Annotated in this window: 18 protein-coding genes and 2 pseudogenes; 11 read left to right on the top strand and 9 right to left on the bottom strand. The window is 67.9% G+C overall.

What is annotated here, in order from left to right; genetic code table 11:
- Nucleotides 1–23: 23 nt before the first annotated feature.
- The 7 genes and pseudogenes from AAEX57_RS00095 to AAEX57_RS00070 all read left to right on the top strand — a co-directional run bounded on the left by AAEX57_RS00095 (nt 24) and on the right by AAEX57_RS00070 (nt 5983).
- Nucleotides 24–185 carry a hypothetical protein gene (locus tag AAEX57_RS00095; protein ID WP_342090196.1) on the top strand — a complete coding sequence of 54 codons (162 nt, stop codon included), beginning with the start codon at nt 24–26 and terminating at the stop codon, nt 183–185.
- The gene (locus AAEX57_RS00090) at nt 185–748 is read left to right on the top strand and encodes a GIY-YIG nuclease family protein (protein WP_342090195.1); all 564 of its coding nucleotides are present in this window, start codon (nt 185–187) and stop codon (nt 746–748) included. Before AAEX57_RS00095 ends, AAEX57_RS00090 begins: the two co-directional genes overlap by 1 nt.
- Nucleotides 749–816: 68 nt before the next feature.
- Entirely contained in the window at nt 817–1566 is a 750-nt protein-coding gene (locus tag AAEX57_RS00085; protein WP_342097724.1) for a YfbU family protein, read from the top strand.
- A 274-nt stretch (nt 1567–1840) separates the two neighbouring features.
- Nucleotides 1841–2752, top strand: a complete 912-nt coding sequence (locus AAEX57_RS00080; protein ID WP_342090193.1) for a DUF3800 domain-containing protein — start codon at nt 1841–1843, stop codon at nt 2750–2752.
- Nucleotides 2753–2948: 196 nt separating this feature from the next.
- Entirely contained in the window at nt 2949–3449 is a 501-nt protein-coding gene (locus AAEX57_RS16185) for a winged helix-turn-helix transcriptional regulator (protein WP_446721040.1), read from the top strand.
- A gap of 123 nt (nt 3450–3572) precedes the next feature.
- Nucleotides 3573–4718: pseudogene (locus tag AAEX57_RS00075) on the top strand (lipid II:glycine glycyltransferase FemX); the annotation flags it as partial.
- Nucleotides 4719–4942: 224 nt separating this feature from the next.
- Nucleotides 4943–5983 carry an alanine racemase gene (locus AAEX57_RS00070; protein ID WP_342090192.1) on the top strand — a complete coding sequence of 347 codons (1041 nt, stop codon included), beginning with the start codon at nt 4943–4945 and terminating at the stop codon, nt 5981–5983.
- Between the two features lie 410 nt (nt 5984–6393).
- On the opposite strand, the gene AAEX57_RS00065 is transcribed toward AAEX57_RS00070, so the two are convergent.
- Nucleotides 6394–9936 (bottom strand): ABC transporter permease, encoded by a 3543-nt coding sequence (locus AAEX57_RS00065; RefSeq protein WP_342090191.1) that lies wholly within the window; start codon nt 9934–9936, stop codon nt 6394–6396.
- Nucleotides 9937–10611: 675 nt separating this feature from the next.
- On the opposite strand from AAEX57_RS00065, the gene AAEX57_RS00060 reads away from it, so the two are divergent.
- The 3 genes from AAEX57_RS00060 to AAEX57_RS00050 all read left to right on the top strand — a co-directional run bounded on the left by AAEX57_RS00060 (nt 10612) and on the right by AAEX57_RS00050 (nt 14304).
- Entirely contained in the window at nt 10612–11799 is a 1188-nt protein-coding gene (locus AAEX57_RS00060) for a glycosyltransferase (RefSeq protein WP_342090190.1), read from the top strand.
- Between the two features lie 125 nt (nt 11800–11924).
- On the top strand, nt 11925–13265 hold the full coding sequence (locus AAEX57_RS00055) for a sugar transferase (protein WP_342090366.1): 1341 nt from the start codon (nt 11925–11927) through the stop codon (nt 13263–13265).
- A gap of 25 nt (nt 13266–13290) precedes the next feature.
- Nucleotides 13291–14304: a LacI family DNA-binding transcriptional regulator gene (locus AAEX57_RS00050; RefSeq protein ID WP_342090189.1), complete on the top strand. Its 1014-nt coding sequence runs from the start codon at nt 13291–13293 to the stop codon at nt 14302–14304.
- A 141-nt stretch (nt 14305–14445) separates the two neighbouring features.
- On the opposite strand, the gene AAEX57_RS00045 is transcribed toward AAEX57_RS00050, so the two are convergent.
- From AAEX57_RS00045 to AAEX57_RS00015, 7 genes are all read right to left on the bottom strand, one after another.
- The gene (locus AAEX57_RS00045) at nt 14446–15684 is read right to left on the bottom strand and encodes a glycoside hydrolase family 32 protein (protein WP_342090188.1); all 1239 of its coding nucleotides are present in this window, start codon (nt 15682–15684) and stop codon (nt 14446–14448) included.
- Entirely contained in the window at nt 15681–16538 is an 858-nt protein-coding gene (locus AAEX57_RS00040; RefSeq protein WP_342090187.1) for a carbohydrate ABC transporter permease, read from the bottom strand. Before AAEX57_RS00040 ends, AAEX57_RS00045 begins: the two co-directional genes overlap by 4 nt.
- Nucleotides 16539–16549: 11 nt before the next feature.
- A complete protein-coding gene (locus AAEX57_RS00035) occupies nt 16550–17491 on the bottom strand; it encodes a carbohydrate ABC transporter permease (RefSeq protein WP_342090186.1) in 942 nt (313 codons plus the stop codon).
- On the bottom strand, nt 17488–18870 hold the full coding sequence (locus AAEX57_RS00030) for an ABC transporter substrate-binding protein (protein WP_342090185.1): 1383 nt from the start codon (nt 18868–18870) through the stop codon (nt 17488–17490). Before AAEX57_RS00030 ends, AAEX57_RS00035 begins: the two co-directional genes overlap by 4 nt.
- 159 nt (nt 18871–19029) lie before the next feature.
- On the bottom strand, nt 19030–20148 hold the full coding sequence (locus AAEX57_RS00025; RefSeq protein WP_342090184.1) for a glycosyltransferase family 4 protein: 1119 nt from the start codon (nt 20146–20148) through the stop codon (nt 19030–19032).
- A gap of 193 nt (nt 20149–20341) precedes the next feature.
- Entirely contained in the window at nt 20342–21919 is a 1578-nt protein-coding gene (locus AAEX57_RS00020) for an amino acid permease (protein ID WP_342090183.1), read from the bottom strand.
- A gap of 92 nt (nt 21920–22011) precedes the next feature.
- On the bottom strand, nt 22012–23265 hold the full coding sequence (locus AAEX57_RS00015) for an alpha-amylase family protein (RefSeq protein ID WP_446721039.1): 1254 nt from the start codon (nt 23263–23265) through the stop codon (nt 22012–22014).
- Nucleotides 23266–23419: 154 nt separating this feature from the next.
- On the opposite strand from AAEX57_RS00015, the gene AAEX57_RS00010 reads away from it, so the two are divergent.
- Nucleotides 23420–24559: a hypothetical protein gene (locus tag AAEX57_RS00010; protein WP_342090181.1), complete on the top strand. Its 1140-nt coding sequence runs from the start codon at nt 23420–23422 to the stop codon at nt 24557–24559.
- 86 nt (nt 24560–24645) lie between these two features.
- On the opposite strand, the pseudogene AAEX57_RS00005 reads toward AAEX57_RS00010, so the two are convergent.
- Nucleotides 24646–24854 (bottom strand): annotated as a pseudogene (locus AAEX57_RS00005) (nucleotide sugar dehydrogenase); the annotation flags it as partial.

Raw genomic sequence — 24854 nt, 5'->3', positions numbered from 1 at the left:
CGGGCCGCCCTATATTTCACGTCATGAGCGACGACGCGAATCTTCACGCAGAGGAACGGGCCCGTGACCTGATCGACGCCCAGCTGCGCGCCGCGGGCTGGGAGGTGGCGAGCCTTCTCCGACCTCCTGACCGCCTCTCGTCAGACAACGAGGTGGTCGAGGAGCTGGCCGAGGTGGCCCTGTGATGCCCGCGGTCGATGCTGCCATGGCCGCTCTCCGGCAGCCGGGAAAGGCGATCGCCGACGCGATGGCAAGCACCCCGAACCTCCCCGGCCTGTACTCAGTGCACGCCTCCCCGAAAGCCCTGACCCAGCTCGGCCTGGGAGGCCACGACCCGGACGCCCCTGTCTACGTCGGCCTGGCCTCCAAGAGCCTTCGAAAGCGGGACACTCGCCAGCACTTCGCGTCCAGCGCCACCGGCGGGTCGACCGTCCGGCGCAGCTGCGCCGCCCTGCTCTCGAACGATCTTCACCTCACCCCGGTCCCCCGTGGCGCGAAGAGCCCGCGCAGCAAGTGGAAGCTCGCCACAAAAGCCCAGGAGGCCGCCCTGACCGACTGGATGCGGCGCAACCTCACCCTTGTCATCTGGCCCTCCCCCGCAGACATCGACCTCAACGCCACCGAAACCGCGCTCATCCGTGCTTGGCACCCGCCGCTGAATCTCTCGAAGAACCCTACGCCGTGGATCGACTTGGTGGTCAGACGTACACAGATGGCTGCACTGGCAGAGAAGAGCATCACCAGATAGACCACCCATCAACCATCGGTTGCATGTATGACACAGATACACTACCGTCATACGAAAAGGGGGAAGAGATGGCCATTGTCAACGTTCGCATCGACGATCACTATCACGCACTCTTGCGAGAGAGAGCTGCGACAGAGGGACAGAGCCTGAGTGAGTTCATTCGCGACCGGCTCATCGCCGCAGTCGAACCCGTGAGGCCACCCGATGACTCAGACGTCTTCTCCCCTGACTCCTTGACACTTGTTGAGCGCCAGCAGCTAGCTCTTTTGCACCGGATCCTCGCTCGGGTAATCCCAGAGGACTCCAGCCAGGAGGATGGGAATGAAGAGGACCAGTTGAAGCTCGCCAGAGTATTGGAGGATGGCTTCGTCGGTGGCTACAGCACCGAGTTCATCAGCCTCCGCCCGGAGCTAACCAAGAGCCAGTGCTCATTCGTGATGGATGTCCTCGACATGTTCCGCATCATCACCTTCAGCCTGGATGACCTGGACAAGACACCAGAGGAGATCGCTGAGTACGGCACCTACCGCTTGGAGTTTCAGGGCTTCGATCATAACGATCTCCTTGAGGGCCGTATGGCGAGCTACGTCCAGTACCTCACCAGCGAGGGCCGCTGGACCGAGCTGAGCCCCCAGATCCAGAAGGCAGACAACGGCAACTCTCACTCACCGATGCTGGGCGTCTACGAGCGCATGCTGGCGGAGTACCGGCGAGTCCGAAGCACTCGCCCGCGCGGCTTTGACCAGAAGAGCTACCTGCTCAATGCAGGCGAGCTGGCGCAACTGGCCGAATCAGCGGCCCACCTCGACAGCCTCTGAGCCGCCTACAACAACGCCCTGAGCCAATCCGCAAGGCGTTGTCGGTGCCCCAGCCTAGAGTGCTGATACGTGCTGAGAGGAGCCTCGCCTGACCAGCGCCGACCAGACGGGGCACGACACCAAGGAGGATTCCCCATGAGTTCGCATTCGCACTACCCTCACGCGCAGCTCGCGTGGTAACCTCGCAATTGGAAGCGACCCCTGAAACACGGGATGCGCGCCACTTCGAAGCCCACGCCTCGGCGTGGGCTTTCGCATGCCTGGAGGCGACGTCATGCTGATCGCCTACCTGGACGAGTTTGGCCACGTTGGGCCCTACGTCTCGCCCCAGCACAAGAAGTACAACGATCACCCCGTCTTCGGTTACGCCGGCTTCGTCCTCCCAGCCAGCAATGCACGCCAGATGGGTGCCAGCTTCAAGAGGGCCAAGACCGAGCTCTTCAAGACAGAGATCGCGGCTTCCAAGAACCCCCACCAGTGGGAGCGCAAGGGCTCGGAGTACTTCACCACAGGGAGTATCACCAAGAGGCCCGAGCAGGTTCGCGTCTTCAAGGCACTGCTCAAAACGCTCTACGAGCTGGACGGTCAACTCTTCTACTACGGCGACGAGAAGTTGCGTGGAACGCTCAAACAGACCGGCGTCGACTCCTCCGAGATCACGCAGAGAGCGATGAGAGAGACCGTCAACCGCCTCTGCACTCACGCTGACAAGCGGAGCCGAGACCTACTCATTCTGACCGACAGCATCACAGACAAGACCCGACAGGAGGTGGTAGCGGGCATGTACGCCCACATCTTCAACCGTTCCAAGAGGGAGCTCGGCCGCCCCGAGATGCTCCGCGTCGTCGAAGCACCGCTGCACATCGAGAGCAAGCTCAACAGCGGAATCCAGTTTGCCGACTGGATCTGTGCTCTGACCGCCCGCCTGGCTTACTGGCAACTGGTTCCGGATTCCGATTTTACGTGGGCCAGCGAGAAGTTCAGCGACACCCTTCGCGGTCACTTCACCTATGAATCCAAGATCCATCGCCCCAGCGGTCGTGACATCAACACCAGCGAACTCTTGGATGAGGGTGCTGCCCGATATAAGCCCGGAACTCTTGGTGACATCGCCAAGATCCCCTCGGGCTTCTACGACGCGCTACGTCAAGGCGGCACCGGCGGGAGCCAGGTCGCTGACCCCTGAGTGCCAGAGGCCACGTCCGTTCCACTCTGGGAAAGAGCTGGTCATGCGTGACACTGATTCTGCCACCGGCGGGCGTCTCGACGGTGCCCCAAGAAGTCGATCTTGTGGCGTTGCTAAGTGAGGCCGCCCCCCCTGCCATCCTTGGACCCAATGGAGCTGCCGGAGGACAAGTTCGAAGCCTTCCTTGCGGCCATCCATGAGTAAGCGCCCCCGCACATGCTCGTCATCGCATGCGATGACACTTCCATGCAACGATGAAAGGTCGGCCGCGCGGTGCGCAGCGCAACCCTCCAAGGGTGGGGACTCGATTCCGCGCAGGCCACCCGGGAACTGGCAGGGCTCGTCCGGGCCGGTCTCGCCACCAAACGTGGGGACAAGCGAGGAGCGCACTACCGGCTGGCCGAAGCCATCGACGCCCCACCCCAGCCTCCTCCGCCCGGGAATGAGCAGGTGGTGGCCGATTCCGACCAACCCCCCCGCTCCGGACAGTGACCTCCTACGGCTCATCCGCCAGCACGACAGCATGTCCAGTGCGGATGTGGCAGCAGCGCTTTCCCTCAGCCGCCGGGCAGCGCTCAACCACCTTCAACGGCTCATGGACGACGGACTCGTCGAGCCGACCGCTCCGCCGAGGAGCCGCGATCGGCAATACCGCGCCGTCCCGCCCGCCGAGGAAAGACGACCATCATCCGGTTGACTATAAGGACCTAAAGTTTCGCTGCAGACCCCGAGATTGAACCCTGTGCTGCGCGACGACGGCGACGGCGTGCTGGAGCGCACAACCCCCGAGGGCCGCGAACCCATCCGGTAGCCTCGAAGGGTGACGATCACCGTGCGCCAGATCACCGCCGCCCAGCACCTCGCCTTCGTCGAGGCCAAGGCCGCGGACCGGAACTACCCCACCACTGTGAGCTTCCTGCAGCTGCCCGCGTGGGCCAAGGTCAAGCCGGAATGGGGGCATGAGTCGCTGGGCTTCTTCGACGGCTCGGAGCTGATCGGCGCCGGGCTGGTGCTCTACCGGCAGCTGCCCAAGCTGAAGCGCTACTTGGCCTACCTGCCCGAAGGCCCGGTGGTCGACTGGCTGCGCGACGACCTGGACGAGATCCTCACCGCGCTGGCCGAACATGTGAAGGCCAAGGGCGCCTTCGGGCTTCGGATCGGCCCGGCCGTCGTCGAGCGCGCCTGGGGCCCGGACACCATCAAGACCGCCGTCGCCGACGAGGCCATGACGGTGCTCAGCCAGGCCACCCCCGACGTCAGCAATCCCAACGTCGCCAAGGTTTCCGCAACGCTGCGCAAGCTCGGCTGGAAGGCTCCCAAGGACGGCGAGGGCTTTGCCGCCGGGCAGCCCAAGTTCAACTTCCAGCTGCCGCTGACCCACGACGATGGCACCCCGAAGACCGCCGACGAGGTGCTCAAGGGGATGAACCAGCTGTGGCGGCGCAACATCAAGAAGGCCGACAAGGCCGGCGTCGAGATCATCCGCGGCACCCGGGATGACCTGGCCGCCTTCCACGAGGTCTACCTGGTCACCGCCGAACGCGACCACTTCCACCCCCGTCCGCTGGCCTACTTCCAGACCATGTGGGACGCACTGAACGGGGAGAAGGAAGACCGGATGCGGGTCTATCTGGCCAAGCACGAGGGAGACGTGGTGGCCGCCACCACCTGGATCGGTGTGGGCAAGCACACCTGGTACTCCTACGGAGCCAGCTCCAACGAGAAGCGTGAGGTGCGCGGCAGCAACCGGATCCAGTGGCAGATGATCCAGGACTCCCTGGCCGCGGGCGCGACGGTCTACGACCTGCGCGGCATCACCGAGGGGATCGCCGCCGACGACCCGGAGATCGGCCTGATCCAGTTCAAGGTGGGCACCGGCGGTCGCGCCGTCGCCTACCCCGGCGAGTGGGATCTGGCGCTGAACAAGGCGCTCTACCTGGCCTTCGACGGATACATGAACCGCGGCAAGATCAAGGGCGCGGTCACCCAGAAGGTCTCGGCCGCCAGGGGGCTGGCCGGCAAGGTGGTTCCCGGCAAGCGCGACGCCACCGCCGAGACCGGTGCCACCGCTTCCGAGGGCACCGCCCAGCCCGAGACCGGCGAAGTCGCACCCGACGGCATGACAGCCCAGGGCACCGGGCAGCCCAGGCGGGCCCAGCAGGAGACCCCCGTCCAGCAGGAGGCCCAGAAGTGAGTCTCTCCCTGCAGATCGACACCGAGGCCTGGCGCATCCACCTGCGCTCCTTTGCGGAGCAGGCGCCCGGGCTGGTCCCCGTCGCCAAGGGAAATGGCTACGGCTACGGCCTGGAGCGGCTGGCGCAGGAGGCCACCCTGCTGGCCGCCCAACCCGACGGGCCGCAGGTGCTGGCCGTCGGAACCCAGCCGGAGATCGCCACGGTGCGGGCCGGCGGCTGGTCCGGCGACATCGTGGTGCTCACCCCATGGAGCAGCTTCGACGGCGACGCCGTGCTGCGCGACGAGAGGGTGATCAGCACCATCGCCCGGCTGGATGACCTGGCCGATGCGCAGGCCGTGAACCCCCGCGCCCGGGTGGTGCTGGAGGTGATGACCTCCATGCGCCGGCATGGCCTGGAGGTGGCCGACCTGCAGCGCGCCGCCGAGCGCCTGGGTGAGCTGCGGCTCGAGGGCTGGACCATCCACCTGCCGATGGTGGCCACCAACCGGCTGGCGGAGGCTCGGGCCCTGTCCGCCGCCGCACTGGCCGCGCACCGCGCACCGCTGTGGCTCAGCCACCTCACCGCCGTCGAATACGACACCCTGCGCGGCGAGGTCAGTGTCGACTGCCACCTGCGGGTGGGCACCAAACTCTGGCTCGGGGCGCCGAGAACCCGTCGCACCACCGCCCGAGTGCTGGACATGCACCGAGTGCGCCGCGGCGAGCGGATCGGCTACTGGCAACGCCGGATGCCCTCCGACGGCTGGGTGGTGGTGGTCAGCGGCGGTACCGCCAATGGCATCGCGCTGGAGGCCCCGACGTCGGCCGCCACGCTGCGCCAGCGCGCCGTCACCCTGGTCTCCGGATCCATGGAGGCTCTCGGTTTCGCGCTCAGCCCCTACACCATCGCCGGCAAGAAGCGCTTCTTCGTGGAGCCGCCGCACATGCAGAGCTCGCTGGTCTTCCTGCCCGGCGCCGGCTCGGTTGCCGTCGGCGACGAGGTTCCGGTGGAGGTGCGGCTGACCACCGTCGCCATCGACGAGATCCGCGGCTGAGCCCCGCTTCTCTGCCCCCTTCGCCCAAGACCCGGCCGAGGCACCTTGCGCCTGTTGTTGCACGTCGCGCCTGTTGTGGCACCCTGCGCCGGGGATGACTCCTCGCGCCCCGGATACCCGGCGCCAGATGTAAGGGTTGGCGCAACGTGCCCGACCAGGCGCGACGTGGCTGCCCCCAACCAGCCGAGCATCCCTCAAGCCCTCACCAGGGCCCCGGCCGCTGGCTGGCGGAGCGATTCCGAAAAGTGACCTCCAGATCGGGCCTCATCGTGGCCCGGCAGGCTCAGCCCCGCTCACCAGGCAGATTCCGGATGTCGGTTTTCGGAAACACCGCCGCCAGCCGGCCTGGGTAGAGCTCATCAGGACGGCCGGGGGCAGCCACCGGCCAGCAACCCGCCCCGCGGGAAGTGTCAGTTCTCGTCGTGGATGGTGGGCACCCGGATCGGCTCCGGCACCCGTGCCCGCAGGATCGCGAGCGAGCTGAACAGCACGCCCACCACCAGCCAGGCCAGCAGCGCCAGGTAGCTGGCGGGGAAGCTGACCCCGGTCATCACACCTCGAACCGCATTCACGGCCGGGGTGACGGGCGACAGGCCAAGGGCCAGCCCCATTCCCGTCGGGTGTGCCTGGGTGAGCACCGTGACCCCGGTGACCACGGCGCAGGCGGCAGCAATCAGCCGGCCGAAGGCCCGCAGGAAGGCGACCAGCGCGTGGTTGATCGCGGCGAAGGCCAGGCTGGCCAGAACCAGGGTTCCGGTGACCATGAGCCAGCGCATCGGCGACATCTGCAGCACCGCCTGCCCCACCATGCTGACCGCCAGGGCCTGCAGCACCGCCACGACGGCGGCCGGACCGAGCTCTCCCACCAGCAGGCGTCGGGAACTGGCCGACGACCGACGGGCCTGCTCGCTGATCCCATTGAAGGTGCTGTGCAGCCCCATCGCACCGATCCACAGGGAGAGCAGCATCAACATGCTGATCCACCCGATGTTGCGGAAGGCGCTGCTGTGGGAGGTGTCGATCGGCTGGCTGACCACGTCGGTCAGCTTCTGCCGTTCGGCGTCGTCATAGGACGGCACCTGGGTCTGCACGTCACCGATCCGGCTGGCCACCGTCGTCGACTGCTTGGCGTGGCTACGGGCAGATTCCGCCACAGCCCCGGTGCGGGTGTCCACGATCCCGCTGGACTGCTGCAAGCCACTGATCTGGCGCTGCAGTTCGGCGGTCCGGGTGACCGCGGTGGCGGCGTCGCTGGCCACCTGTCTGGTGGACTGCTGCAGGCCGGTGATCGTCTGGTTCAGCGAGTCCACCCGCCCGGCGAGCCGGGTGGCATTGTCACTGGCCTTCGCATTCTGTTCGCTCAGCGACTGGGCGCCACTGTCCAGCCCGCGGATCGACGTTCCCAGGCCGGCCATCTGCTCGTTCAGGCTGCTCAGGCTGGCGGTCAGCTGCTGCACCACCGACGCCTGGGCGGTGGTCGCCCTGGTCATGGAGCTGGCACCGTCGGTCAGGGCACGCTCCGCGTCGGAACCGGCGGCAACGGTCTCCAGACCAGATTGCCCGCTGGCAAGTGACGTGGCCAGGGTGTCGAGCTCGCGCTGCACGGTGGCGCTGGTGGCGTTCAGCTGGCTGACCGCCGCGGTCACCCGCTGGGTGTGCAGCGACTCGACGCCGGTCGACGGCTGACTCGGCGCCACGGAGGGCTGGGTCGGCACGACGGTCGGCAGGCTTGGGCCCAGGCGGGGCCGTTCGCTGGTGGGCAGTCCGGGCGTCGGCGACGGCCCGCCCGGCGAGGGGGCCGGCATGCTGGTCGGGGAGGGCTCCGGGGCCTGGGAGGGGCCCGGGGTCCCCGGATTCTCGGCGCCAACCGGGGTCTCAGAGGACACCGGGGTCTGGGAGGCGCTCGGCTGCCCAGTCGGAGTCCCGGGCGCCAGGGCGTCCGTGGCGCCCGGCGTCGGGGAGGGCTGGCCCGTGTCGGTCGGCTCCGGCGTCGTGTCGGTCGGGCTCTCGCTCGGGTCGGCGGTCGGCTGGCTCGTCGGCGTGGGTTCGGTCGGCTGTGTCGAGGGTGTGGGGCTGGCGGTCACCGTCACCGTCTCGGTCGGCTGTGGGGTCACGGACTGACCCGGCTCCGGACTGGCCGTGACCGTCACCGTCTGGGTCGGCTGCGGGGTGGGGGTCTGGGTGGGATCCGGCGTCGGGTTCCCGGGGTTGACGGTGATCACCACGGTCAGCTCCGCCAACCGCCCCGCCAGCAGGGTGAGGGTCAGCGACGTCTGTTCACCGGTGGTCTGCAGCTTCCTCAGGCCGTCGCGGGTGGCCTTGCTCTGGGCCACCATCGCCTCGGCTCGGGCGCCGAGCCCGCTCAGCGCCAGCGCAGTGTTGACCTGCCCCACGGCCGCGTTGTAGCCGATCTTGCAGGCCTCGATCTCACTCTTGGTGGCCAGCGCACGGCAGGCCGCGGGCCCGTTGCCCCGCCCGGGATTGACCTTGACCTCCTGGGTGGGAAGGTCCTTCACCAGGGCCGCGTAGCTGTCCTGCACCGCCTCTGCCGCCGTGACCGACTTCTCGGCATCGGCCCGCAGGGTGGCCAGCTCGGCGGTGCTGGTGCCGAGTTCGCTGGCGGCCGCTCGCAGGGCCCTCACCAGCTCGTCGCGGGCGGCGACGGCGTCGTCGGTGGGCGATTGGGGCAGGTTCTGGGCGCGCACGGGGCCGAGGAGGGCAAACCGGGGCCGGTTGGCTCCGCTGCCGCCGGCGGAATCCTGCCCGGCGTCGTAGGTGATCCGACTGGTGCCACCGCTGACCGCATTGATGGTGCCGCTGGCCTGCTGCACCGCGTCGGTCACCACCTGCACATTGCTGACGTAACTGGTCAGCGCCCCCTGCACCTGGGCCAGTTGAGCCTGCAGCTCGGCCTGCTGGCGCACGGCCTGGCCGACCTTGCCGGTGTAGGCGCCGGCCGCAGCCTGGTTTGCCGCCGCGGCGTCGGCGATGGCCTGGGTGGTGCCCTGCATGGCAGCCCCGTCGGCGCCCGCGGCGGCGGCCTGGCGCACGGCCTGATCGGCGGACTCCCTGGTGGTCGTGGTGGCACGGGCCAGGTCACCGGCCTTCTTGGCCGCCTCGGCGGCGGCGCTGCTGGCGTCGCTGGGGACGGTCGCGGCGCCCTCGGGGGTGGGCGTGGCGATACCGGCCGCACCCTTGGCTGCCTTCTGGGCGCTGTTGGCCGCCTCGTCCGCGGTGTCCGATGCGGTGGCGGCCCGACTGCCAAGCCCCTGCGACGCCTCGCGCGCGCTCTTGGCCTGCTGGTCCAGCTGGCCGGCCGCCAGAGCTGCCTCCCGAGCTGCGGTGGAGGTCTGGCCCAGGACGCTGCCCACCTCGGTGGAGGTGACGAAGAGCTTGTCCAGGTACTTCTTGGTCACCGAATTGGACAGCGACTGGGTGGCCGCGGTGGAAAGCTGCCCGAAGACCACCTGGTCACTGACCCCGGCCACCGGCGACTTCTCCACCACCAGCGTCGCCCGTTCGGTCGAGCCCTTCGCGCTGGTGCCGGTCAGCACCCGGGAGAAGCCGCTGGGGATGATCACCGCGGCGGAATACTGACCGGACGCCAGGCCGTGTTCGGCCTCCTCCACGCTCACGCCATAGCGCCAGGCAAAATTCGCTCCCCGCTGGTTCCTGAGATGCCGCGCATAGTCCTGACCGAGCGAGATGCGGGTGTCGCCGACGGTGGTTCCCTCGTCCAGGTTGACGATTGCGGCCTCGGCGCGCTGCACCCGGCCGGCATTGCCGCCCGTGCCCCACAACAGACTGGAGGCAATCATCAACGGCAGCAGGATCATCCCGACGACGGTGGGGATCCGACCGCGCAACACCGCCAGGATCCCGTGGTCCTGGCGGCCGGCGGTCCTCAGCCGGGACAGCAGACCGGGGTGCGTGGGGTCGTCGGCACTGCTCATGTGCGCTCCCCCGTCTCGACGTCGGCGGCCCCGACGCAGGTGCGCCGGAGCCAGTGGTGGCCATCCGCGAACTCTCCCGAGAACCCGTCGCACCACGAACGATCCCCGGATCGGGTGCGGCGAGCAGTGGTCTTCAGCCGCTGACCCCAATGAGGGACGGACGACCAGAATCCTGAGACGCCCTCAGCACCCGCGCACGGCAGAGCACTCCGCTCGTTGCCGCGGCAAGCCAACCGATGGCTGCAATTCAAATGGCTTCCCCGTCATCATGGCGTGGAACCTGACCCCCGTTCGGGCCAGAGTTGGTCATGGTACCCACGGATCAAGGTTATCGGCCCCCGCCGAGGCTCCCGCCCACCTCCACCGGCGCGCGCGAGCCCCCCTCTACCCAGAACTCCTTGGTCCACGATGCCCCAAGTCGGCGACAGCCCGGAGGGGCCTTCAGACAACGCACAGCCGTGGGAGCCCACAGGCCCCCCACCATTGCCCGCAAGCCCTTGTCAGCAACACATCGGCATCGATCCACCCGCCAGTCTCCTTCAGCTGACGAACAGCTTCGATCGTGCCGTGCGGCCGAGCAACGACGCCGAGCATCCGGCACCACTAGACTTGCGACGGTTCTGCGCGCCCCGGTCTTGCCGCGCGCCGCGCCCGCGGATGATGAAGGGATTCCTGATGACTGAGCCCACTCGCCGCCAGTCCTGTCTGGTGGTGGCCCACAACTACCATCCGGCGGTCGGCGCGGCGGCGATCCGCCTGCAGCTGCTCACCTCTCGCCTAGTCGACGACCAGATGGCGGTCACCGTCCTCACGTCGTCAACCGACCAGGAACTGACCGGCCCCAGCGGTGAGACCGTTATTGGCACCAGCCGCGGCTGGATGCCCAGCTCCCGCGTCTTCCGCACCCTGGTGCTGGCGGCCAGGGGCGCCGCCGCCGCGCGACGGCACGATGTGGTGATCAGCGATCCCCCGCCCTATGTCGCGCTTGCCGCCATGCTGGGAGCCCGCGCGGCTGGCGCCACGGGCGTGTTCTACTACTGCGACTCCTGGGCCTCGGTGGCCGCCTCGCGCCCCTCGCGGGCCTGGCATGCCGCCGGCAAGGTCTTCGGCCTGCTGGAGGCGGCCGCAGCCCTCACCGCCCGGGTCACCGCCGCCAGCACCCCGGCGCTGGCCCAGCGCGCCCGCAGCTGGTCGTCGCGGGTGGAGCTGGTGCGCAATGGCACCGACCTGAGCACCTACCATCCGCAGGGCCCCGCCTGGGAGGGCCAGGAGCTACCCAAGGACTACTTCCTCTACGCGGGGACGATGGGGCTGGTGCACGGCGCCGAGGTCTTCGTCAATGCGGCAGAGCAGCTGTGGGCGGAGGGGAAGGACGTGGGGCTGGTCTTCGTCGGCTCCGGCGCCGAGTCGGAGGTGATCCGCGAAGCAGCGCAGCGTTCCCAGGGCCGGATCCTCTTCTTGGATCCGCTGCCGCCGGAGCAGATCGCACGGCTCTACCGTGGCTGCGCCGGTGCATTGAGCTCCATGCGACCCGTCCCCGGCTATGAGGATGCCCGGCCGGTCAAGACCCTGGCCGCCATGGCCTGTGGCGCGATCCCGGTCTACGTCAGTGGCGGGGAACTGGCCGGTGAGTTGGCCGACGCCGGGTTGGGCTTCGTCGCGCCGTACTCGGTGGCGGGTGCCCGCCAGACGATGGAGGCGGTGCTGCGACTGAGCGACGCGGAACGCGAGCGGCTCTCCGCCGAGTGCCGTCGCCATGCGGAGGAGCACTTTGACCAGCGGCTGGCCGCCAGCCAGGTTGCCCGGGCGATCGCCGAACCACCGGCGCGACACGCGCGCCGCGCCGGGCTGGGTCGTCGCTGAGTCTGCAGCCGTCGGTGCCGGACTAAACTGGAAAACCACCGGGCCCCTCTGGCCCCGGGTCCGGGCAGGGTGAAGGGGAATACGTGGCGCGCAAGGACAATTTCGCCAAGGCCGAGAAGTCGTTGATGGTGCTGGCCGACATGGTCGTCTTCAGCGCCTGCCTCATCCTGTCGGTCTGGCTGCGCTTCAGCGGAGCCTTTCCGGAAAGGAACATGGCAGACATCAGCTCCACCTTCGGGTGGGCGCTGCTCGGCTTCGTCGTGGTGAGCGTCTTCTCCGGCATCTACGTGCTGTACAACAAGACCCGGCTCGATCTGGTGATCATCACCCTGATCGACCAGATCATCGTCACCGGCATCATCATGGCCGCCACCTTCGCGGGCAACTGGTTCGCCTTCCCCCGCGGCGTGCTGGCCATCAACCTGCTGGTCAGCTTCGTCGCGCTGGCCATCCTGCGGGTGCTCGTCTACGGCGTCTACCGCAAGGTCCGCGGCGACAACCGGGTGATGTGCCTCACCGTGCCGGATCACGAATCCCGAGCGGTGCGCAATTTCCTGTCCAACCGCAGCCCACGCCACCAGCTGACCCACGTCGTCGACGGCAACTACGTCGCCCACCTGCGCGAGCACCTGGGCGAGTATGACTCGGTGCACGTCAGCGACCAGATCGACGACGACACTCGGCGCAGCATCTACGACTACCTGCTGGAGCAGGGCAAGGAGATCTTCCTCACTGCCGACTTCCAGCGGTTGCTGATGATCAACCCGAACATCATGAGCATCGAGGATGAGTCGATCGTGCTGGTCAGTCCTTTCCGGATCCCCGGGGAGTTCGACCTGCTCAAGCGCGTCGGGGACTTCCTGACGGCGCTGGTGGGGCTGATCCTGGTCAGCCCGATCATGCTTGTCACCGCGATCCTGGTGAAGGCCACCTCGCCCGGCCCGGTCTTCTACCGGCAGGTGCGGATCACCAAGGACAACCGGGAGTTCGAGATCCTGAAGTTCCGTTCGATGGCGGCCAATGCGGAGGCCAAGTCGGGCCCGACGCTGGCCACCAGCAATGATGCCCGGGTGACCGGTGTCGGCAAGTACCTGCGGAGCATGCGCATCGATGAACTGCCCCAGCTGATCAATGTGCTGCGGGGTGACATGAGCCTGATCGGGCCCCGCCCGGAGCGGCCCTTCTTCGTCGAGCAGTTCACCGAGATCAACCCGCACTACCCGCTGCGGCACAATGTGCGCGCCGGCGTGACCGGCTATGCGCAGGTCTACGGCAAGTACGCCAGCGACTTCCAGGCGAAGCTCAACTTTGACCTGCTGTACATCAAGACCTACTCCCCGATGCTGGACCTGAAGATCGGTCTGCAGACCGTCAAGATCCTGTTCGACAAGGTCTCCAGCCAGGGTGCTGAGGAGGAGGGCTCCTCCGAGCTGGTGCTCCCCGAGGGCACTGTCGTCCTGCACTGACCGGTGACTGACAAGGGGGGTTGGCATGACGCACCGCGTCACGTCACATGATGTGGCCGCCTTGGCGGGGGTGTCACGCAGCGCCGTCTCCTTGGTGCTGAACAAGCGGGCCGACGGGGTGATCTCCGCCGAGAACCAGGCGGCAGTGCTGGCCGCGGCGCAGCAGCTGGGCTACCGCCCCAACCGCGTCGCCCGCAGCCTGCGCAATGCCGCCACCCACACCATCGGGGTGATCACCGACTCGATCGCCTCCGGCGCCTATGGCGGCGCGATGATCGCGGGCGCCACCGAGGTGGCCGGCCGGGCGGGCTACCTGCTGCTGGCCATCGACTCCCACCAGGACCGGGAGCTGGAGGTGGAGGCGGTGGACATGCTGCGGGCCCGGCAGTGCGACGCGCTGCTCTTTGCCGCCGAGGGCCTGCACCCTTGGGAACCGACGCCCGCCTTCCTGGCGGAGAAGTCACTCCTGCTCAACGCCTTCGACCCCGAGGGACGGGTGGCCGGCGTCGTCTCCGACGAGGAACTGGGTGGCTATCGAGCCACCCGGATGCTGCTGGAGGCCGGGCACCGCCGGATCCGCTACCTGACCGGCACCAGCGAGGTGACCGCCAATGGCCGCCGGATCTCGGGGCACTGGCGGGCCTTGGCCGAGGCGCCGGGAGCGCATTCGGAGCTGGTGGAGTGCGGCTGGCAGATCGACGCCGGGCTGGCGGTGGGCAGCAGGGTGCTGGACGTCGCCGAGCCACCCACGGCTGTGCTGTGCGCCAATGATCGGGTGGCCGCCGGCGTCTTCCTGGCCGCCGCCCGGCTGGGGCTGCGCATCCCGGAGGACCTGTCTGTGGTCGGTTATGACGACGACCCCAATGTGGCGCCCCAGCTGGGGCTGAGCACGGTAAGGCTCCCCCACCGGAAGATGGGTGAGCACGCCGCCGCGCTGCTGCTGGACCGCCTGGAGGGCAAGGACCTGCCCACCGGGGAGATCGCGGTGGACAGCCCGGCGGTGCCCCGCTCCTCAGTGGCGCCCCCGCGGGTCGGGTGATCCTGCTTCCTTGATCGGGATGGGTCAGCCTCGCCAACAGACCTGCGCCACAAACTGCATCCTGACTGGCACCCGGTGCCATGGAGGCACTGGGCCCGAATGAGGATGCAGTTTGTGGCGCAGACCAGGTGAGGGCCGGGCTCAACCGAGCTGGCGGACGGTCACCTGGGCGGCCTCGATGCTCCACTGCGAAGCATCACCGGGGTAGATCCGGGTGGTGAAGGCGCGGCCATCGGTGAAGACCTCCACCAGGGATCCGTCGACGATGATGGTGGCCGGGCTGCCGATCTCCACCTCGGCGGGGCCATCCGCTTCGGAGCAGAGCAACCGGCCGGGGCCGGAGGTGGTGGCCAGCACGGCCCCTTGGGTTGCGGGCCAGGGATTCGGCAGGTCTGCGCCGACCGCGGCCAGCACCTCGGGTGCCGGTTCCATCACCAGCCGCCCGTCGCGCAGGTGCAGTTCACGGGGGATGGTCAGCACACCGGCCCAGCCGTGCTCATCCAGCCAGTCGTCGTCGCGGGCCAGTTCCCAGGACCAACCCAGCAACAACGCCCGGTCCTTACCGTCGGCGTCGGTGTCCAGCATCACCTGCGGGGCGTAGAAGGCGGGGCCGTCGTCCAGCACCCCTCCGGCCACGGCGCTGAAGCGGGGGCAGCCGTCGGTCACCGTGATGTCACCGGTCAGCCAGCGCACACCGCTGAGCTGGCCCTGGACGCCGTCGTGCCGCCACAGGCTGAGCAGCAGCACCCACTGCCCGTCCACCTGCACCAGGTTGGGGCACTCCCAGATGTCCGCGGCGGCGAACTCCACTGCCACCGGATCGGAGGTGTCCAGCAGCGGACCGAGCAGCTTCCAGTCGGCCAGGTCCGTCGCGTCGTACACGAGGACCTGTGCCGGGACCCCGGGGCCACCATGACCCTGGACGATGTACCGCCTCCCCTCGATCCAGGCGACGAAGGGATCCCGCGTCTCGCCCACCGGCTCCCCGAAACGGGGTGCGCTGGGCCGGTCGGCCTGGGTCCAGTCGGCCAGGTCCGCGGATCCCCTCGCGATGGCGCCGACGGCATCTGCGGGGGTGGTGTCCACCGCGGTGTAGCAGAAGGTGGGCACACCCTCGTCAAGGGTGCAGCAACCGCTCCAGCAGCCCACCTCGTCGAGCTTGCCGGGCCGGGGGCGCAGGGCCATCGGTTCCTCGCGCCAGGTCAGCAGATCCTGGGAGCTGACGTGCCCCCAGTGGATCTGGCCGTGGCGGGGCTCGTCGGGGTTGAACTGGAAGAAGACGTGCCAGCGGTCGTCGTGGAAGACCAGACCGTTGGGGTCATTGATCCAGCCCCGGGCGGGGCGGATGTGTCGGGTGGGACGGCAGACATCAGGGGTCATTTCACACTTCCGGCGGTGAGGCCCTCGCGCAGCGGCCGCTGCCCGAAGACGAAGACGATCAGGGCAGGAATCATGGAGAGCACCACACCGGCCAGCACGGTGCTCATGCTGCCCGTGCCCAGCTGGCCCTGCAGGCTGACCAGACCCAGCGGCAGGGTGAAGTTCTCCTGGCTGATGGTCATGATCAGCGGGCGGAAGAATTCATTCCAGATGGCGTTGAAGGCCAGGATGCCGACGATGGCCAGGCCGGGCGTGCTCAGCGGCAGGTAGACCTTCCAGAAGACCTGCCACGGGGTGGCGCCGTCGATCTGCGCGGCCTCGGCCAGGCTGTCCGGAATGCCCATGAAGTACTGCCGCATCAGGAAGGTGCCGAAGGCGGTGGGCAGCGCGGGCAGGATCAGCGCCAGCAGGGTGTCGGAGAGCCCCATGCCGCGGATCAGCATGAAGACCGGCACGATGGTGACCTGCATCGGCACCATCATCGTGGCCAGGATCACGGCGAACAGGGCATTGCGGCCCTTGAAGTGCAGCCGGGCAAAGGCATAGCCGGCCAGGGCGGCGGTGAACATCTGGCCGACGGCGCACAGCGCGGTGACCAGGATGGAGTTCCAGAACAGCCGCACCATGTTCACCTTGCTGAAGGCGTCGGTGAAGGCGGCGAAGCTCAGGGTTCGGCGGCCGGCCTCGTCGGTGGGGGTGAAGGCCACCCACAGGGTCCAGATGACGGGGCCGAGGGTGAGGAAGAGGGCGATCAGCAGGACGAGGATGCGCCCGGCCAGTGGTGCGAGTCGCTTCGCGGAGGAGCGACGACGGGGAGCCCCGGTCAGGTCGGGGGCAAGGCTTGCGGTGGACATGTCGTGGCCCCTCACATGTAGAAGACGAAACGCTTGGACAGGCGGAATTGCAGCCAGGTGACCAGCATGATGATCAGCATCAGCACCAGCCCGATGGCGGCGGCGAGCCCGAACTGCAGCTCCTGGAAGGCGGACTGGTAGATCACCATCACCGCGGTGCGGGTGGAGTCGCCGGGGCCGCCCTTGGTCAGCACATAGGGCTGGTCGAAGATCTGCAGCGCGGCGATGATCGCCATCACGGTGGCCACCAGCATCGTCGGGCTGACCAGCGGCAGGGTGATCTGCCAGAAGCGCCGCATCGGGGAGGCCCCGTCGATGTCGCAGGCCTCGTAGATGTCCTGCGGGATGGAGGACAGGCCGCCGATGAAGAGCAGGAAGGTGAAGCCGAAGTTCTGCCAGACGTAGACCAGGACGGTGACGATCATGGCGCCGGTGGTGCTGGTCAGCCAGTGCACCGGGCTCATCCCGATCAGGCCGAGCAGCTTGTTGATGGTGCCGAAGTCCTCGTTGAACAGGTAGCTCATGATCAGCGAGACCGATGCGGCGGACAGGATCAGTGGGAAGAAGAAGACCGAGCGGAAGAAGGAGCGCAGCCAGCCGGGCATCTTGGACTGCACCAGCACGGCCAGCGCCAGCGCGACGGCGATCTGCAGGGCGACGGCGACGATCACGAAGCCGAAGGTGTTCAGGAAGCTGACCCGGATGGTGGCTGAGCTGGCCAGGGTCTGGAAGTTCTTCACACCGACGAATTTGGGGGTGGAGATGATGTCCCAGTCGAAGAAGGCCAGCACGATGGAGCCGACGATCGGCACCAGGGTGAACAGGGCGATCCCGATGACCGTGGGGGCCAGCAGCAGGGCGGCCAGGCGGCCCTCGCTGCGCTTGGCCGGGGCGGCGGTGACACTGGGGTCGGCCACCTGAGTGGCGGCGGCGGTGTTGACGGGGAGGCTCATCGGGACTCCTTCATGGCCAGCTCGAGGTCACGCTGCAGGGTGCCCAGGGCGCGTTTCACATTGCCTCGTGAGCCGGTGACGGCGCCGAGCACATTCTTGATCAGGGCCGTCTCGACGGCCGCCTCCTGGGGCGGTGCCGGGACGGGCGCCGTCGTGGGGAAGGTGTCCAGGGTCTCGTAGAAGACCTTCCAGTGCTTGGGCCCGGCGTTCTGGTAGAGCTCGGTGTTGTGCGAGCGCCGGGCGCTGTTGGAATCCGGGTTCTTCTGCGCGATGGCCATGCCGTCCTTGCTGACACAGAACTTCAACCATTCCCAGGCGGCATCCTTGCGCTTGGAGGCCCGCATGATCGCGTAGCCGGCGGTGCCGAACTGGTGCTGCTGGGTGCGTCCCTTGGGGAAGAAGGCGACGTCGTAGTCGTCGCGCTTCATCCCGGCCTGGTTGAGGCCGTGCACCCAGTAACCTCCCGACGGGGTCATCCCGATCACGCCGGAACCAAAGCGGCTGACCAGCTCATTGCCGCCGCCCTGCACCGGGGAGGATCCCAGGTTCTCGGCCACCAGGCCTTGAAGGAACTCGAAGGACTCGAGCACCTTGGGGTCGTCGGCATTGGGCTCGGCCCAGCGGTAACCGCCACTGCGGTCCTTCTGCTCCGGGTAGAACTCCTGCCACAACCATTCGCCGCCGGGGTAGCGGCTGGGCTTCAGGAAGGAGGTGTCATTGCTGTACAGCCACGGCACCACGCCGCCCCACAGTCGGTTGGTCCAGAAGAAGGGGCGGAAGGTGCCCGTCGCGGCCTTGCGCATCTGGCGCAGGTAGCCATGGAAGTCGTCCCAGCTCCAGTCCTGCCGCGGGTACTCAAGGCCCGCTCGCTCCATGGCCTTCGACGAGAAGTACATGTTGGCGGCATTCCAGCTGAGCGGCAGCTGGAAGAGGTTGCCCTGGTACATGAAGGCCTCGATCAGCGACGGGTGCACATCCTCGAAGAACTCGCGCATCTCCTCCTTGTCCCGGTTGACGAACTCGTCCAGCGGGTGGGCCAGCCGCTCGGCGAAGAGCTGGGTGCCCTCGGTGGCCACCATCACGACGTCCGGAGGGGTTCCGGCCGCGACGAGCGTGAGGATCTTGGCGAAGAAGTCGCTCCAGTCGGCGCCCTGGATGGGCACGATCCGGACGTTGATCTCCGGGTGCAGCTTGTTGAAGGCGTCGATCAGGCCCTGGTTGGCGGCCGCGTCCTGCGCGGTGCCGTTGATGGCGATGTTGAGCGCGTCGGCGCCGCGCCCCGGAATGTCCAGTCCGGTCAGCCGCTTCCAGGAGAGCACGGTTCCCACCGCACCCGCCCCGGCCGCGCCCAGCACAGCTCGGCGTGTGATGTCTGTCATTGTCTGGCTCCTCTTTGAGTACCTAACACGTGTTAGGTTAGATCAAGGAGTTACCCATTGCAATGAGGGTCCAGAAACTGGCCAGATCCGGCCAGCGCCCTCAGCACATCGCCACAGGTCCTTGACGTCGCTGGGGCCGCGAGGTCAGGGGCGGGTGGGTCAGCTGGCGAGCAACTGGTTGACCAGCGCCACCAGCGTGGTGGCCTCGGCCTCGAAGCTGAACCGCTCCTCAACCGCGCGACGGCCATTGGCACCCAGCCGGGCGCAGCGTTCCGGATCGGCCAGCAGCTCGGCCAGGGCGGTGCGGATCGCCGCCGGATCCTCCGGGTCGACGAAGACACCGGCGTCGATCCCGCCGAAGAGCTCCCGCCAGTAGGCAAAGTCGCTGGCCAGGAAGGGCAGGCCGGAGGCCAGATACTCGAAGACCTTGGTGGGCAGGGAATGCTCGTAGTTGGGCAGCCGGGAGAGCAGCACCAGCCCCACCCGCCCCTGGGCGATGATGCCGGGCAGTTCGCTGGGCGGCACCAGCCCGCGGTAGTCCACCCGCGGATCGGCGGCCAGCTCGTCGCCCACCAGGTTGCGCCCGGCCAGCACCAGCCGGGCCCCGTCAACGGACTGCACGGCGTCGACCATCCGGGACAGCCCGCGTTCCTGGCTGATGTCGCCGGTGTAGACGGCCACCGGCTCGGTGGCACGGACGTCGGTGACGGTGAAGTCGCTGCGCCAGGGCAGGTTGCGCACCACCGTCACCGGCCGCTGTTGACCGTCGCGGGTGGTGGAAAAGGTCTGGGCGATCTCGTCGATCACGGTGACGATCGCGTCACAGCGCCGGTCGGCCAGGGCCACCAACCGTCGGGCGGCCCGGCGCGCGGCAACCCCCTTGCGACCGCGCAGGTAGGGCTTGGTGTCGATCTGCTTGACCAGGTCCTCGTGCGCGTCGTAGATCACCGGGATGCCGCGGCGACGGCCATAGGCCAGCGCCATCGGGATCAGTTCCGGGTCATGGAAGTGCAGCAGTTGGGGCCGGATCCGATCCAGGATCCGCCAGGCCTGTGCCTGCGAACCAAGCAGCCGGGCAGCCCGGCCGCGGGGTGTGATGGCGTGCACCTGCACCCCGTGGGTCACCCTGTCCTCGTCGGCGGAGATCACCAGGTGGACGTCGAAACCGGCCTCGGCCAGCGCACGGCACTCCTTGTTCAGGATCCGGTTGTCCCAGGACTGGTGCACGGTACTGAGGTGGGCAATCCGGGCCCCCGCCCGCGATGGCTGATCGGTCACGCCGGCGTGCCTCCCGGCTGCGCAACGGCACTCGTCCGGGCCATCCAGCGACGGCACCGGCCGTTGATGGCGACGGGCATGCACACTCCTTGAGGTTGTTGAGCCAGAACAACTCTAGTGCCCTCACCGCTACGCCCCATCCAGCCGCAGCAGCCATGACGGGGGCAGGAAAACAAGGTGACCCAAGCGATGGTCACAGGCGCGGGGGCGCCGGCACCTCGCCGTCGTTGCCGGCGGCAACATAGCTGTGCGCGCGATTGACCCGCATCAGGGCGCGCTCGGCGCGTTCGCGGGCCAGGGCGTTGTCCGGCAGCACACCGGCCTCCGCGCGGGCAGCCAGTTCGTCGTCGAGCACGCTGGGGCCAAACTTCTTCACCCGGGTACGCACCAGGAAGTACGCCGCGGTCAGCAGCGCGACGTAGCCCAGACCGATTGGCATCGCGAAGGCCAGATCCTTGATGAACCACATGGCGACGTAGACCGCCGCAAAGGCGGCCAGGGTGAGCATCGCGGTGATCTGCCCTCCCCACAGCCGAGCGCTGGCTCCCGGCAGGCCCAACTGGGCGCGGCCGTGACGGAAGCCCAGGTAGGTGATCATGATCAGGACCCAGGTGGTCAGCAGGCCAAAGACCAGGATGCCGTAGAGGATCTGGAAGGCATTGTCGGGGCTGACGATGGTGATGATGGAGGCCACCAGCATGCCGACGGTGGCCAGGGCGACGGCATTGCGCGGCGCGCCGTGCGCGGAGGTGCGAGCGACGGCGGCGGGCGCCAGATGGTCCAGGGCGAGCGAGTGCATCATCCGGGCAGACGCGTAGAGGCAGCCGTTGGCGGCCGAGAGTGCGGCGGTGATCAGGATGAAGTTCATGATGCCGGCGGCCGCGGGAATGTTGACCAGCGAGAGCACGGTGACGAAGGGGCTCTCCTTGGTGGTGGCCGAATGCTGCCAGGGCTGCAGCGCGATCACCACGGCAATGGAGCCGACGTAGAAGAAGACCAGGCGCAGGATCATGGCGCGGGCCGCCCGGGGCACGTCGCGCTCCGGGTTCTCGCTCTCAGCGGAGGCGACGGAGACATTCTCCACGCCACCGAAGGAGAAGATGGCCATCACGGCACCCACCAGGATCCCCTTGAGCCCGAAGGGTGCGAAGCCCTGCCAGCCGTGACCGTTGGTGAGGTTGTGCAGGCCGATGGCCGGGGCGCTGGGCAGACCGAAAAAGATCAGGATGATGCCCAGGATGATGAAGGCGATCACCATGCCGACCTTGATGATGCTGAACCAGTATTCGGAGTGGCCGTAGGCCTTCACCGTCGCCATGTTGATCGCGACGATCACCAGCGACGACAGCACGGTGCCCAGCTCCACGCTCAGCCCGGGCCAGAACCAGTGCAGGTACTTGCCGGTGGCCACCACCTCCACCCCGACGGCGATGCACATCACCACGGCCACATTCCAGCGCATGAACCAGCCCCCGATCGGGCCGAGGTAGGCGTGCGCGGTGGCTCCGAAACCGCCGGCCACCGGGTGCACCACGGTCATCTCGGCCAGCGCCCAGACCACGGCCAGGGAGAGGATGCCGGTCAGGGCATAGGAGACGATCACTGAGGGGCCGGCGATGGCAATCATCGAGCCAGAGCCCAGGAACAGGCCGGTGCCAAGCGCCCCCGACAGGCCAATCATCGCCACCTGGGGGCTGGTCAGGCCACGGTGCAGGGCGTGCTCGTCGGAGACGCGGCGGTCCGCGTCAAGGCTTTGCTCAGTCTGGGTCACGGCGAAATGGTAGACGGATCGTCTCAATCTGCGAGAATCGTCCAGAATTTGGCCGCGATGGTACAGAAACCAACCACTCGTCGGGGCCGGTCTCAGGACTGCAGCAGGACCGCTCCCCCGCCGTCCTCGATCCGCACCTGCCCGCCGGCCAGATCCAGCGTCACCACCAGCCGCTCACCGCCCGGCCCGTTGACGGCATAGCGGTAGAACTCGTTGCGCAGCTCGATCTTCTCGGTGCGGGCATGCACCAGCCAAGGATTGCGCCGACGCAGGCCGATCAGCTCCTGGTGCAGCCGGAAGATGGGCTGTCCGAGCGGGGACAGGTGGTCGGGATTCTCCGGGAAGATCGGCCGAACCTCGTCGTCGCCACCCTCTCGATCGAACTTGGTGCCCTGGAAGCCCTGTTCGTCGCCGTGGTAGATGCTCGGAATACCGCCGACGGTGAACAGCACCGTCAGGGCGGCGGGCACCCGCTCGGGCCCGACGAGGGTGGCGATCCGGGTGACGTCGTGGTTGCCGACGAAGGTCTGGGGCACCAGACCACCGTCGAGCCAGCCGTTGTGCCGCTGCAGCGTCCAGTCCAGCTCGAACAGGTTGGCGTCCTTCAGCGAGCTCCAGATGGACTTCCACAGCTCGTACTGCGTGATGGAATCCAGGCCGGAGCGGCGGACATAGTCGGCATAGTCGCCGTGGATCATCTCGCCGACGAACCACGCCTCGCCGAATTCCGGGCGCACCCGCTCCAGCACCGCCTGCCAGAATTCCGGCTTGATGGCGTAGGCGGCATCCAGCCGCCAACCGTGGATGCCGCGCCGCAGCCAGTGCTTCATCACGTCGGCAACCAGATCCGCCACGGCGGGTTCGTCGTGGTTGAGCGCCACCAGCGACCCGTGCCCCTCGAAGACCTCGGCCCGCGGCGGGTTCTGGCTCCAGTCGATCCGAAAGAGCTTCGCCTGTTCTGAATCCGGGCCGTTGGCCAGGGCGGCACGGTAGAGCGGATGCTCCACCCCGACGTGGTTGAACACGCCGTCCAGCAGCACCACGATGCCCCGTTCGCGGCAGGCGGCGATCAGCTGGTCGAAGTCGGCGTCGTCACCCAGCCGCGGATCGATGCTGAAGTGGTCCAGGGTGTCGTAGCCGTGGGTCGACGAGCTGAAGACCGGCCCCAGGAGCAGGCCATTGGTGCCCAGCCGCTGGGCATAGTCCAGCCAGTTGTGCAGGTGACCAAGCCGGTGGGTGAGCACCCGTTCATGGTCGCCCGACGGGCGGACCGGGGCGCCGGTGAAGCCCAGCGGGTAGACCTGCCACCAGATGGCGTGCTCGAACCAGCGCATGCGAACCTCCATTGATATCCGATGTTCATCCACTCTATGCGGGCAGCGCACGCCAGGGGGAGACGACATGAATCTGGGGGCGGTCCACCACTCGGGCGAAAGACCCCCGCGAGAGCTTGCGGTGAGGTTGGATTGGGACTACTGACCATGTGCGAGGAGACCCCCAATGCGCCGCGCCACCGCAGCCGCCATGACTGCCACCCTGATGCTCAGCAGCCTTGCCCACACCTCGCCAGCCCGAGCGGAGTCCCAGGCGGTCACCGTGACCAGCCCCAGGTGCGGGACGCTCACGATGACCTGGCGCAAGACGTCCGACAATCCAGGGCTCAGGGTCACCGGCGTTGTGCAGGGCCTGCCCGGTTACGTCGGGGAGGAGCAGCGCACCCGCACCTGGACCAACCTCCCGGGTGGCCAGTACGCCTGGATCGAAGCCTGGGCGACGCAGGGACACGACGTTGGGTGGGGAATCACCCGCGGTGACTGGGCGACAGTGAAGCCCTGCTCGGCCACCGCTCGTCCGCTGGCCCCCGGTGACCAGACCGGCGACTCCCGGGCCGATGTCTACGGCATCACCAAGACCGGAGACCTCTACCTGTACCGTTCCCTGGGCAACCGGCTCGCCGACGGCCGCAAGGTCGGCCGCAACTGGTCGGCGATCGTGCACCTGCAGCGGATCCGCCCCTCCCTCGCCAAGCCCGCCCAGATGGCTGCCATCCGCTCCGACGGGAGCCTGTGGCTCTACTCGATTGCCGCCAACGGCCGGCTCCTGAACGGCAAGCGGATCGCGACGGGTCTGGGACGCCAGAAGTCGTGGGTGGTGACCAGCGCGAACACCGAGCGCTACTGGGACCAGCCCGGGGTGCTGGGGATGACGGGCAAGGTGATCACCGAGGCCGGGGTGCTCACGTCCGACAGCTTCGAGCGCACCGGCCGGACGGTGGAGGAGCACCTGGCCTCAGAGGATCTGCTCGTCTCGATCGAGCACGCCAACTCGACGGGGCAGGGTAGCTTGTTCACGCGCAGCGCCACGGGGCAGGCCTCCCTGTGCACCCGAATCCCGGCTCCGTACTACGACTTCGAGCATGATTTCCAGTACTCCCTGCTGAATGACTGCGTAGGCCTCGGTGGCGGGTGGAATCCGATGAGCCTGGTCACCTCCCCCGGGTCGGTCGATGGCGATGCCTACTCCGACATCGTGGCCCGCCGCAGCGACGGCAACCTCTACCTCTACCAGCTGGTCGACGGACAGATCTCCAAGGGCAAGCGGATCGGGCGCAACTGGAATGGCGTCCGGCTGCTCGCCTGAGTTGTCATCCAGCACGACCACAGGGCCGCTCCGGAGATTCCGGGGCGGCCCTGTCTGGTCTTGCCGTGGGGGTGATGAGGCTGGGATCAGGCTTCGCCGTCGCCGATCACGAAGCGCTTGACGCCGTCCCACAGGGCGGGGTCGGTGCAGTTGCGGCCGTCGACCAGGACCTGCACGCCGGGGAAGTCGTCCTTGCCGAGCTTGCTGAACTCGGGGTGGTTGGCCTGCACCACGACGGCATCCACCTGGTCACCGTCGGTGTACGGGCTCAGGTTCAGCGTGGCCAGCTCGTCGG

This window comes from Luteococcus sp. H91 (assembly GCF_038433135.1).
Classification (GTDB): Bacteria; Actinomycetota; Actinomycetes; order Propionibacteriales; family Propionibacteriaceae; genus Luteococcus.
The sequence above is the reverse complement of the archived record's forward strand: the minus strand, read 5'-3'. Positions and strand labels throughout refer to the sequence as shown.

What these genes read in the sequence shown, in the direction of transcription:
- AAEX57_RS00015 (WP_446721039.1), bottom strand. Translation starts at nt 23,265, where the DNA reads ATGGAGGTTCGCATGCGCTGGTTCGAGCACGCCATCTGGTGGCAGGTC.
- AAEX57_RS00090 (WP_342090195.1), top strand. Translation starts at nt 185, where the DNA reads ATGCCCGCGGTCGATGCTGCCATGGCCGCTCTCCGGCAGCCGGGAAAG.
- AAEX57_RS00060 (WP_342090190.1), top strand. Translation starts at nt 10,612, where the DNA reads ATGACTGAGCCCACTCGCCGCCAGTCCTGTCTGGTGGTGGCCCACAAC.
- AAEX57_RS00035 (WP_342090186.1), bottom strand. Translation starts at nt 17,491, where the DNA reads ATGAGCCTCCCCGTCAACACCGCCGCCGCCACTCAGGTGGCCGACCCC.
- AAEX57_RS00080 (WP_342090193.1), top strand. Translation starts at nt 1,841, where the DNA reads ATGCTGATCGCCTACCTGGACGAGTTTGGCCACGTTGGGCCCTACGTC.
- AAEX57_RS00065 (WP_342090191.1), bottom strand. Translation starts at nt 9,936, where the DNA reads ATGAGCAGTGCCGACGACCCCACGCACCCCGGTCTGCTGTCCCGGCTG.
- AAEX57_RS00085 (WP_342097724.1), top strand. Translation starts at nt 817, where the DNA reads ATGGCCATTGTCAACGTTCGCATCGACGATCACTATCACGCACTCTTG.
- AAEX57_RS16185 (WP_446721040.1), top strand. Translation starts at nt 2,949, where the DNA reads ATGAGTAAGCGCCCCCGCACATGCTCGTCATCGCATGCGATGACACTT.
- AAEX57_RS00095 (WP_342090196.1), top strand. Translation starts at nt 24, where the DNA reads ATGAGCGACGACGCGAATCTTCACGCAGAGGAACGGGCCCGTGACCTG.
- AAEX57_RS00055 (WP_342090366.1), top strand. Translation starts at nt 11,925, where the DNA reads ATGGTGCTGGCCGACATGGTCGTCTTCAGCGCCTGCCTCATCCTGTCG.
- AAEX57_RS00030 (WP_342090185.1), bottom strand. Translation starts at nt 18,870, where the DNA reads ATGACAGACATCACACGCCGAGCTGTGCTGGGCGCGGCCGGGGCGGGT.
- AAEX57_RS00010 (WP_342090181.1), top strand. Translation starts at nt 23,420, where the DNA reads ATGCGCCGCGCCACCGCAGCCGCCATGACTGCCACCCTGATGCTCAGC.
- AAEX57_RS00040 (WP_342090187.1), bottom strand. Translation starts at nt 16,538, where the DNA reads ATGTCCACCGCAAGCCTTGCCCCCGACCTGACCGGGGCTCCCCGTCGT.
- AAEX57_RS00050 (WP_342090189.1), top strand. Translation starts at nt 13,291, where the DNA reads ATGACGCACCGCGTCACGTCACATGATGTGGCCGCCTTGGCGGGGGTG.
- AAEX57_RS00045 (WP_342090188.1), bottom strand. Translation starts at nt 15,684, where the DNA reads ATGACCCCTGATGTCTGCCGTCCCACCCGACACATCCGCCCCGCCCGG.